The sequence below is a fragment of the Metabacillus niabensis genome, from assembly GCF_902829255.1.
GTDB lineage: Bacteria > Bacillota > Bacilli > Bacillales > Bacillaceae > Metabacillus > Metabacillus niabensis.
In genome coordinates, this window is sequence record NZ_CADEPK010000434.1 from 1 (window position 1) to 11000 (window position 11000).

Genomic DNA, 11000 nt, shown 5'->3' on the forward strand with positions numbered 1-11000 from the left:
GTTATAGATTCATAGTTATACAAATTTGGCATATCTAATAATTTATCATTCAAAATGAAAAATTTTACTAATTATATTTAAATTGAATTGTAAACCATAAAGGATTTTTTCCATTAAAAGAGAATTATAGATAGTGGAAACCTCTAACCGATAAGTTTTTTTCTGAATGATTAATTTTTTTACATAAAGAGTAATTTCATTAGTGAAGGATTTTATAGATGCTTGCCTTATTATTTTCTAATAAATGTCATGGACAGTAATAATAAAAGGAGGGGAACTATGAATCGTCATGCCATTAACATTGACACAGTGATACAGGATATCGAAGTATATGCTGTAGTTTCATCTAACGGACGTTTCCAATATATTTCCTCTAATTCAGTTGAACTTGTTGGTTATTCGAATAATCATATTATTGGTAAATATATTAAAGATTTTATTCATAGTGAAGATGTCTTTTTACTTGAAAGTTACTTTTTTAATGAACATCATTTATATCCTTGTACTTTCCGTTTTTTAACAGACGATGGTCATTACATTTGGCTTGAGGCTTCATTAGATTTTATTCGCAGTACAGTTACTAAACATAATCAAGAAATTGTTCTAAGGATGAAGGCACTTGATACGAAATATCCTGTTAATCAGCTAGGGTTAGAAAATAAGCTAAGTGCTATAGATGGAAATAGTGAAAAAAATGCCCATGATCATTTATTAGAAGATTTACCGAGTCCTTTGTTTATCGCATCATATGGAAAAATCCTCTATGTGAATAAAGCATTTGAGGAATTACTTGGTACAAGCTCAAAAGAACAATTAATTGGTAAATATACGATTGATTTTATAGATAAGAGTTTTCATGATATTGTTTGGTATCGAATTCAAAAATTACATAATGGAGAAAAGATTGGAATCATTGAACAAACATGGAGAAAGCTTGATGGAAATGAAATAAATGTTGAGGTTTCTGCTAATTTAACAACTTATAATGGTGAAAAGGTTGAATTAATTGTCCTAACTGATATTTCCTCAAGAAGAAAATTTCAAAAAATTCTCCAAAAGAGTAGGGAACGTTATCAAAGGTTAATTGATAATTCAATTGATACAATTGCAGTAATCCATAAAGATAAGTGGGTGTTTGTAAACGATTCTGGTGTAAAGCTTTTTGAAGCTGAAGATTATTCAGAAATGCTAGGGAGAAATATCTTTGAACATTTACATCCAAATGATCACAAGCATATGAGAGATTCGCTTAATAGTATATTAAAGGGTGAAGCAGAGGTACAAATCACTAATCAATCTTGGATCATTTCGGACGAAAAAACGATTTATACGGAAATGGTGGGCATTCCTACTACCTATTTAGGTGATGGTGCTGTACAAGTGATATTACGAGATATATCAGACCGTAAAAAGACGGAAGAATTAATGCTACGTTCTGAAAAGCTTTCCATCGCTGGTCAACTTGCAGCTGGAATCGCTCATGAAATTAGAAATCCTTTAACAGCAATTAAAGGTTTTTTACAAATAATGCAGCCTGAATACAAAAAACATCAGCAATATTTTAATATTGTATTTTCTGAACTAGATCGGATTGAAGTTATTCTAAGTGAGCTTCTCATTTTAGCTAAGCCACAAGAGAAAAAGTTTAAGAAAGCCAACATGGTAACATTGCTACAGGATGTAGCGATGCTATTAGAAACTCAGGCAAACTTAAATAGCGTTTCGATTGAGCAAATTCATGAGGAAAAAGATTTATCTCTATTTTGTGATCAAAATCAGTTAAAGCAAGTTTTTATCAATCTCTTTAAAAATGCAATTGATGCAATGCCTAAAGGTGGAAATGTTAAAGTTCATACAAAGAAACAGAACGGGAAAATTCATATTATGGTAAAGGATGAGGGAGAAGGAATTCCTTCAGAATTAATGGAAAGAATTGGTGAACCTTTTCTAACTACAAAGGAAAAAGGTAATGGTTTAGGGTTAATGATTACGTATAAAATCATTGAAGACCATAATGGAACGATTGTGGTTGATAGTAAACTAAATGAAGGTACTACATTTATTGTTGAGTTACCATTAGAATGAAAACAGCGGCTAATTAGCCGCTGTTTGTTATTTATGAAATTTGCTGTATATATTTTTCGATTCGATCCATAGCTTCGATTAATTGTTCCATTGATACAGCATAGGAAAGTCGTACATAACCCTCACCATATTCTGAAAAAGCACTTCCTGGTACAAGGGCTACTCCTGCGTTTTTGACAAGTGAAAGTGCAAAGTCAAATGAGGTTTGCTTAAATTTTTTAATTGAAGGAAACAAATAAAAAGCTCCATCAGGTTTAACCACATCAAATCCCATATTAATAAGTCGTTGATAAACATAATTCAACCGTTCTTCATAAAACTTCTTCATTACGTCTGCGTCGTCTTTTCCAACAGTCAATGCTTCAATCGCTGCCTTTTGCGCAACAGAGGTTGCACATGATACATTGTATTGATGGACTTTTAAAAGGTGCTTTGATACAACCTCTGGTGCGAATAATAAACCAACACGCCATCCAGTCATACTATGAGATTTTGAAAGTCCATTAATAACGATTGTTTGTTCACGAAGAAAATTCGCGATTGAAGTGTGTTTTTTTCCGTAAACAAGTTCACTATAGATTTCATCTGATAAGATAAAAAGATTACGTCCTCTTACTAAATCAGCTATCTCTTTTAGCTCATGAGCATCAAGTGTGACACCAGTTGGATTTGATGGGTAAGGGAGAACGATACATCTAGTCTTATCTGTAAGATAAGGTTTAAGTAGTTCTGCTGTTAATTTAAATTGATTTTTTGTTGTATCTACATAAATTGGAATACCACCAGCTAATTTAATAAGTGGTTCATAACCTGGATAAACAGGACTAGGTAAGATAACCTCTGAACCTTCCTCTAGCAGTGTTCGGAACGTACAATCGATCGCTTGGCTTGCACCAACTGTTACAATCACCTCATGATCTGGACTATATGTAAGATCGTATTTATCATTCATAAATTGGCATGCTGCTTCACGTAACTCATAGATACCTGCATTATGTGTGTAAGTCGTGTAATTTTCCTCAATCGCTCTTATCCCAGCTTCCTTTACATGCTGTGGTGTTGCGAAATCAGGTTGTCCGATCGTTAGTGAAATAACATCCTTATAATCGGCAACCATATTAAAAAATTTTCTAATTCCCGAAATTTCTATTTGCTTTACCTTTGAATTGACTAAATGTTCCATTACTGTCCTCCTTATATTTTTTCAAGTGATTCGAATGGATGACAAAAGAGTATAAAAGTAATTTTAAGGCTCTTCCAACCTATTGTCATCCTTTTCTTTTAAAACGCCATTGAAAATTAGTTTAGTACGACTGATTAAAGGGTATAGTGAAAATGGAAAGTTTGATACGAGAGAAGTGGAGACAGTGATAAGAACGCTAGCAATTACAATAAAAAACGAAGTTGAATATGACCTACCTTTAACGGAATTAAAAAAGAAAGAAATTAAATGGTTTTGGGTTGACTTTGAAGAGCCTACAGAAGATGAAGTCATGCAGCTTTCTCGATTTTTTCGCTTTCATCCTCTTGCGATTGAGGATTGTATCGAATATGTTCAAAGGCCCAAAATGGACTTTTATGATCAATATATTTTTATTGTGCTTCATACGATTAATCATACAACATTAGAAGCTGATGAAGTAGATATGTTTGTTTCTGAAGAGTATATTGTTACATTTCATAAAAAAATCGTTAGAGATATTAAAAATTTGTGGTATCGCGTAAATAAGGAACCTATTTTGAAGGAAAACCCATTTCAAATTATGTATAACATTGTCGACCATCTAGTCGATGACTATTTTCCACCTGTCTACAAACTAGAGGATCAAATCAATCAAGTTGAGGATAATACAAGTGATAAATCGATAAGCGAATTAATGGAGCATGTTTTTGATATTCGTTCAGAATTAAACAAGCTTAGAAGAACAATTATTCCGATGAGAGATTTATTATATCGAATTATCTCTTCTGCAAGGTTTAATTCATTAAAAGAAAGACATATTTATTTTCATGATATTTATGACCATTTATTAAAGCTTGTCGAAATGATAGATGCAAATCGTGAATTATCCTCTGATATTAGAGACAGTTATTTATCGATTAATTCTGATCGAATGAATCGAGTCATGATGACATTAACTGTCATGTCTTCAATTTTTTTACCGTTAACATTTATTGCAGGTGTTTATGGGATGAATTTTAAATATATGCCAGAGCTGTCTGGTAGATATAGTTATTTTATTGTAATTGGAATAATGCTTGCGATAGGTATAGGTATGGTCTGTTTTTTTTATAAAATGGGTTGGTTTCGCTTTCATAAAGGAACAAAATTATAACGACCGACAAAAAATAAATTTAATGATCGAATTTATATATAAAAAAGAATTTTGCCATACTAAAAAGAGGTGAGAATGGTGAAAGAAAAAGAGCTTCTAACTGAGGAAGAGCTGAAAATTGTTGATAAACTTGAAGCAGAAATGTTTTATGCACCAACGCGAATGCATATGAATTTTTATAAAAATGAAATTCAAAAAATTATTTCACAGGCAAAACGAAGAAAGCAAATTCTTGCAAAATGTTCAAATGAAGCGTTGGTATAAATAACTAAACTGTTGTTTACAAATTTCCCTTTAAATTCTAAAATATGGTTATAACGTTTTTTCGAAAGGGAGAATGGCAAATGTCTTTGATCCAACAAATTGCATATCATAAATGGGCAACATTAAAAGTAGTACAGCATTTAGAGCAATTGCCGTCATCATTGTATCACCAAGCAATTATAAGTGTATTTCCTTCAATTTATCATACGTGTGAACACATGATTAAGGCGGATGAAGTTTGGCTATCAAGATTGCAAGATAAGGAAGCAAGGACTTTTTCAAATTCTACACCAAAAATACTGAGAGAAAATTATGAAGTTGTTTTAAATGATTTAGTAACTTTTATAGAGAATGAAAAAACGGAAAATCGAGTGATCACATATAAAAGTTTCGATGGAGAAACCTTCTCGAATACAGTTGAGGAAATTATTCAGCATATTGTGAATCATGGAACATACCATCGGGGGAATATCTCTGCTATGTTAAGACAATTAAACAATCGTTCGGTACCGACTGATTATTTGTATTTTTTACGAAAATGAATAGAGGAGAAAGGTTAAATCGATCTCCTCTTACATTACCAAATGTCTTTTACTAACCTTCCACTGACTTAACTACAGCGAAATGAACGGATTCGATTTAAATCAATACCAAAATATTCCCAACGGAATTGATTTCTTCTCCAGCGATACCCTGCAACTGAATTTCTTCCTACAAACGTTGGGAAAAACCAAAATCCTCGACCATTAATTAGACGAATGAAAGTAAAGCGATATAGACACCTGCGAATACCACCTGGGTCTACAGCAAAGGCTCCAAAATCTGTTTCTTGAGGGATGAAGCTAGGTGGCGGGCCTGACGGTGGTCCAACTTGACCAGCACCGCCGCCAATTCCACCTTGCCCAAATCCCGGAGGTGCAAATGGTGGAAAGCTTACTTGTTCGCCAAATTGTGGGAAGCCTGGAATTTGAATCTGAATTGGAAACTGACGATAATACGGATACATAGGTTTTATTACTCCTCTCCTGTTGCTTCACATTACGATATGCATGTGACTAGCTATAGGTGAATACCCTAAGGAGAGAAGTGTTAGTGTTAATGCTTTAGTTTTTTTATTTTTCTTGTTTCAATGTTAACCATATACCATGCTTCAGTTTGTTCCTGTGCTTTATCAATCGAATATACATGAATAATATAATGTTCATTTTCTAGGTGATCATATTGAACGATTGTATTTTCGTCATCTTGTAGGCCGAGCTTTTTTCTAACTAATTGCTCAGCTTCTGTTGGATGCAATGGATCTTCTTCCTCTTCAAGATTCACTTCATTTCTAGACTCAATCAATACATCGTCATTTAACCTCCGATTATCATTCCCTGTTTGGAGTAATCCATTTTCGGTGTCGTTTCCATTTTTACCAGCTTCATTTTGATTAAACTGTTGGCAGGCTGAGAGAAGAAAAAGCAACAATAACACATTTATATATTTCATCATACACCCCACAATTATTTGTTGAACTCTTTCATTAGTTTGGAAGCAGTGTTCGGTTTTTATTCTTCATTTCTTTTAACGTAAGGCTTATACTCAGAGAGTTTGAGAAAGGAAATTAAGTAAAAATAAAAAAGATATTAGATAAAGTGGAGGTTTTACCTCATTATGTCTTTTTAATATCAATTTTATTAGCGGATATACAATAAAACCAAAGGCCATCCCATCGATGATACTATACGTAAAAGGTATGAATGAAATAATTAAGAAGGATGGAAAGCTTTCACTAAAATCATCTAAATCAATATGTTTAATGTTTTGCAGCATTAGACCACCAATGATAATTAAAATAGGTGCTATGGCACTATTAGGAATAAGCCTCATAAAGGGCAGGAATAACAAAGAACTGATAAATAAACAACCTGTTGTAACAGCAGTTAATCCTGTTCGTCCACCAGCAGCAATCCCTGCAGCTGTTTCAACTGTGCTTACAGTTGGACTTGATCCAAATACAGCAGAAGTTATTGTAGATAAAGCATTTGCCTGAAATGACCGGTTAAACGCATTAGGGCGATTAATCATATGAACTTGTCCAAAAACGAGTCCAATGTTTTCAAACACAATAACCATTGTTAAAGAAAAAGTAGCAATCCAAAAGGATAAATCTAAAAACTTGTGAAATGACATTGCATTAAACACCGGTTGATAGCTTTGAAGCACGTTTTGTTGTAAGAGATTGGAATCAACTGAAGTTTGCTTGAAAAGATAAGAAAGTAATGTTCCGAAAATGATACTTATTAAAAAGTGTCCTCGTATTTGTTTTGCGAAAAAAATAATTGTTAAGATCAATGTAATCAAGGTCAAATAAACTTGCGGATCGGTTATTCTTCCTAATGCTACAAATGTATCTTCATTTAAAACGACCAACCCACCTTTCTGCAGACCGATGAATGTTAAAAATAAACCAATTCCTACAGTTATCGCTTCTTTTAAAGAAAGCGGAATAGAGGAAGAAAGAATTGAAGCAAGCTTGCTAAAAGAAACAATCACAAATAAAACGCCTGAAACAAAGACAACGGCTAAGCCTTCCTGCCATGTTAATCCCAAATTCATGACAATGGTATATGTAAATAAGGCATTTACTCCCATTCCTGGAACAACAATAATCGGTGTATTACTGTAGAATCCCATAATGAAACAGCCTGCTACCGAAGTAAATACTGTGGCAACAATCCCGGCTGAATAAGGAATACCAGCATCAGATAGTATCGTAGCATTGACAATGACGATATAGACAATTGTGAAAAATGATACTGTACCTGCTAGAAGTTCTTTCTTAATTGTGGAATGATTTTCCTTTAGTCGAAATAATTTTTCCAACGGTTTACCTTCCTTATGTAGTTTCATAATCAAAGTTTTTCTTTAAACCTATTTGTTGTATCTATTGCTTATCATGACTCAAAGAACTATTACCATACATATGAATTTTACTAAGGAAGTGTTTAGTGATGCATAAAATTGAAAACATAATCGTGTGATATATGGTTGAGACAACCTATTCGTACATATATATGAGAAGAGCAATGGATAGAAAGGGTGTGATAACTCTGGCACGAAAAATATGGGGTGTTGACTCAGCGAATCCAGTTAATGAAGAATTATATGATTGTGTTAGGAATAAATTCGGACTCCCTAAATATTGGGGGAGACATTTGACAAAACATCATGATGGATCAAGCGGTTTAACGAAAGAGGAGCTTAGCTTTATACGTGGAAAAGGAATAAAGGTATTACCCATTTTTACGGTCATTTCAGACACATTAGGCTATGAAGCGGGACGTGTTTCAGCACGAAATGCAGTATTTCATGCGAGGAGATTAGGAATTCCCAAAAATACTGCTATTTTTGCTAATATCGAGCCTTTATTTCAAGTTGATGCTCAATGGATTATTGGGTGGGTAGAAACATTACTTCCTTCAGGATATCGATCGGGTTTTTATCAATATCCAGTAAAAGGAGAATTTTCTCAGGCATATTGTCAAGCAGTAAAGGAAAATAATGATGTCGCTGCAAATGCAATATTATGGAGTGCAGAGCCTGATTCAGGAACTACTTCGGAAAGAAAGGCTCCAAGATATAATCCAATAACTCCAAACTGTAAAGCAAATGTTTGGGTTTGGCAATATGGTAGAAACGCCAAAAACTGCGGAATTAATACAAACTTAGCTGATGATAGAGTACTTTCTCCTTTAAATTAACTTTAGATTAGTGGAATTATATTTTTGCTGCAAAAGTATAAACAAATGAGAGCAGGGCCATTTCGTTTATTGATCATGTAAGTGATTCAATATAATGCAATGCTCTTGCTCCAAATTATTTAGTATAGCTTGATTCCAATTATAAATTAAGCTTATATAATGATAGTATAAATGAGCGATTAAACTTGGGCTCGTATTGGACAAGCAAATATTGATTAGTAATTTACTTAAGGAATAATAATTTATGCCGATATTAATAGTATTAAAGCTCATCATGGAAGGAAGAAAACAATGGAACAACATAAAGGAATTCTACTTGAAAGCGGGACAAATGAGTTAGAAATTGTTGAGTTTACTGTAGGACAAAATAAGTTTGGAATAAATGTAATTAAAGTAAAGGAAATTATTCAACCGATAAATGTTACTAAAATTCCTCATTCTCATCCTAATGTAGAAGGGATTATTGAAATCCGTGGCGAAATTTTACCAGTCGTAGATGTCGCAAAGGCACTTGGATTTGAGCCAAGTAATGACCCTTTAAGTGAAAAATTCATTGTAACTGAATTTAATCAAACAAAGGTCGTTTTTCATGTTCATGCTGTTTCACAAATTCATCGAATTTCGTGGGATAAGATTGAAAAACCATCAGGTATGTATCAAGGGCTTGAAGGTCAAATAACTGGTGTCGTAAAAATAAATGATGAAATGGTCTTATTATTGGACTTTGAAAAAATTGTAGTTGATATAAATCCTGATTCTGGGATAAATATTGATCAAGTGAAAAAATTAGGAACACGTGAACGCTCAACGAAAAAGCTTGTCGTTGCCGAAGATTCACCATTATTACGAAAATTGCTACAAGAAACATTAAATGAAGCAGGTTTTCAACGGATTGAATTTTTTGAAAATGGAAAAGATGCATTAACCTATTTGCAGTCAATTGTTGAACAAGGTAAGGCAATTGAAGATGATATCCAACTAGTTATAACAGACGTAGAAATGCCACAAATGGATGGACATCATTTAACAAAACGAATTAAAGATGATCATTCACTGAACATTTTACCTGTTATCATCTTTTCTTCATTAATTACAAACGACTTACGTCATAAAGGACAAATGGTCGGGGCTAGTGCACAAATTAGCAAGCCAGAAATTAGTGAGCTTGTTCAAAAGATAGATGAGTTTATTTTATAAACAATAGTCGAATTGTACGGAAGGACTAATTTTTACCTAACATAGTAATCTTAATGTAAGAGGATGTTAGTAAGATTGGTCCTTTTTGTTTCATTCGTTTATTTAAGGTGAGGTGAAATGATGTTATTGCTCGAAGCAAAACGATTTGCAAAAAATGCTCACAAAGGGCAATTGCGTAAGCTGAGCGGTCAAGACTATTTTTCTCACTTGGATAATGTAGCGCTCATTTTGAAACATGCGAATTTCTCAGATGAAGTTATTGCTGCTGGCTATTTACATGATGTAATAGAAGATACAAAGGTTTCAGAGGAACAATTATTTGCTATGTTTGGTGAGGAGGTGACTAGACTCGTTTTAACAAATACTGAGAATAAAATATTGAATTGGGAAAGTCGAAAAGGTGAAACAATAGAAAAGGCAAAATATGCCTCATTGGAAAGTAAAGCGATTATAGCTGCCGATAAGCTTGATAACAGTTCTGACTTACTAAGAGCATTTAAACATCATGGTGATGTAATATGGCGCTATTTTAATCGGGGATACGATAAGCAAGCATGGTACTATCATAATCTCGTTCAATCTCTATTTTTTGGGCTACACAAAAATGAAATCCCTAATTTTTTCTATGATTTGAAAAATAATATTGGATTATTATTTGAGGGTTACCCAAAAAATGATAATGATTAATATTATGATTTCTGGAATATATAAAAACCCCTATCGATATGATAAGGGCTTTTATTGTTTAGTTGAAAAAATGTAATCCTTCCTTTGTGAAAATAAATGGGGAATGTTAAAAGTAATAAAAGCTCATTATGAAAAACAAATACGCTCAAGAAGCTATTCTTATACGAAGTCTTGTTTTATCGGTAGCTTTCACCTAATCGTTTGAATACAGGCTTTTCATATGTACGTGTTTTTTTCTGAAAGGATTTCGGAGGTTGTTTATCTTCCATTATTCCTACATAATTTTGCAAAAGTGTTTTTGCCTTTGATAATGACATATGTGCTTTGGGATTACGATAGGTTTGATTTAGGAAACCTAAATGTGGAAGTTGATCGAAGTCATCTTTTGTTGGAGGCATATGAAAGTAGTACTCTCCAGCTGAAACAAGTACATCTGACTGTTGTTTACTAAATTTTGGATTGTTGGAGAAATGAAGTCCTTCCTTTTTTGCTTTTCCTTCATTAACAAGCTTTATTAACGCCTTCTTTTTTAATCCGTAAAGAAATTTTGGATTTGGTGCGGTTTTTGCATGACGGTTTACGACATAAATGGCGCGAGCGAGGTTTTCTGTTGTATGTTGGTTTGTGCGATCGTATCGATTCTGATCGTCCATTGTTTCTCTCCTTTACATTAACACATTTATAT

At 33.3% G+C, this 11000-nt stretch carries 12 protein-coding genes; 7 read left to right on the top strand and 5 right to left on the bottom strand.

Annotation, left to right across the window (positions count from 1 at the left end):
• The first annotated feature begins 279 nt into the window (after positions 1–279).
• Positions 280–2085, top strand: coding sequence for a PAS domain S-box protein (locus HU235_RS23600; RefSeq protein ID WP_095299142.1), 1806 nt, complete (start codon positions 280–282; stop codon positions 2083–2085).
• A gap of 31 nt (positions 2086–2116) precedes the next feature.
• Here HU235_RS23600 and HU235_RS23605 read toward each other — a convergent pair whose 3' ends face one another.
• The gene (locus HU235_RS23605) at positions 2117–3268 is read right to left on the bottom strand and encodes an aminotransferase A (RefSeq protein ID WP_174881793.1); all 1152 of its coding nucleotides are present in this window, start codon (positions 3266–3268) and stop codon (positions 2117–2119) included.
• 184 nt (positions 3269–3452) lie between these two features.
• On the opposite strand from HU235_RS23605, the gene corA reads away from it, so the two are divergent.
• From corA to HU235_RS23620, 3 genes are all read left to right on the top strand, one after another.
• Complete coding sequence (gene corA / locus HU235_RS23610) at positions 3453–4421, top strand: magnesium/cobalt transporter CorA (RefSeq protein WP_233452408.1); 969 nt, start codon at positions 3453–3455, stop codon at positions 4419–4421.
• Positions 4422–4496: 75 nt separating this feature from the next.
• Positions 4497–4685 carry a hypothetical protein gene (locus tag HU235_RS23615; RefSeq protein WP_095299140.1) on the top strand — a complete coding sequence of 63 codons (189 nt, stop codon included), beginning with the start codon at positions 4497–4499 and terminating at the stop codon, positions 4683–4685.
• 80 nt (positions 4686–4765) lie between these two features.
• A complete protein-coding gene (locus HU235_RS23620; RefSeq protein WP_095299139.1) occupies positions 4766–5227 on the top strand; it encodes a DinB family protein in 462 nt (153 codons plus the stop codon).
• A gap of 68 nt (positions 5228–5295) precedes the next feature.
• Here the strand turns inward: HU235_RS23620 and HU235_RS23625 are convergent, their stop codons facing one another.
• From HU235_RS23625 to HU235_RS23635, 3 genes are all read right to left on the bottom strand, one after another.
• Positions 5296–5691, bottom strand: coding sequence for a transporter (locus tag HU235_RS23625; RefSeq protein ID WP_233452409.1), 396 nt, complete (start codon positions 5689–5691; stop codon positions 5296–5298).
• 89 nt (positions 5692–5780) lie between these two features.
• Positions 5781–6176 (bottom strand): hypothetical protein, encoded by a 396-nt coding sequence (locus tag HU235_RS23630; protein ID WP_095299138.1) that lies wholly within the window; start codon positions 6174–6176, stop codon positions 5781–5783.
• A gap of 93 nt (positions 6177–6269) precedes the next feature.
• Entirely contained in the window at positions 6270–7580 is a 1311-nt protein-coding gene (locus tag HU235_RS23635; protein WP_095299137.1) for an NCS2 family permease, read from the bottom strand.
• A gap of 200 nt (positions 7581–7780) precedes the next feature.
• Here HU235_RS23635 and HU235_RS23640 point away from each other — a divergent pair, with 200 nt between their 5' ends.
• The 3 genes from HU235_RS23640 (at position 7781) to HU235_RS23650 (ending at position 10315) form a co-directional block, all read left to right on the top strand.
• On the top strand, positions 7781–8431 hold the full coding sequence (locus HU235_RS23640) for a glycoside hydrolase domain-containing protein (RefSeq protein WP_095299168.1): 651 nt from the start codon (positions 7781–7783) through the stop codon (positions 8429–8431).
• A gap of 291 nt (positions 8432–8722) precedes the next feature.
• Positions 8723–9628 carry a chemotaxis protein gene (locus HU235_RS23645; protein WP_095299136.1) on the top strand — a complete coding sequence of 302 codons (906 nt, stop codon included), beginning with the start codon at positions 8723–8725 and terminating at the stop codon, positions 9626–9628.
• A 117-nt stretch (positions 9629–9745) separates the two neighbouring features.
• A complete protein-coding gene (locus HU235_RS23650; protein ID WP_174881794.1) occupies positions 9746–10315 on the top strand; it encodes an HD domain-containing protein in 570 nt (189 codons plus the stop codon).
• Positions 10316–10491: 176 nt separating this feature from the next.
• On the opposite strand, the gene HU235_RS23655 is transcribed toward HU235_RS23650, so the two are convergent.
• Entirely contained in the window at positions 10492–10968 is a 477-nt protein-coding gene (locus HU235_RS23655) for a YkyB family protein (RefSeq protein ID WP_095299132.1), read from the bottom strand.
• Between the last annotated feature and the right edge of the window lie 32 nt (positions 10969–11000).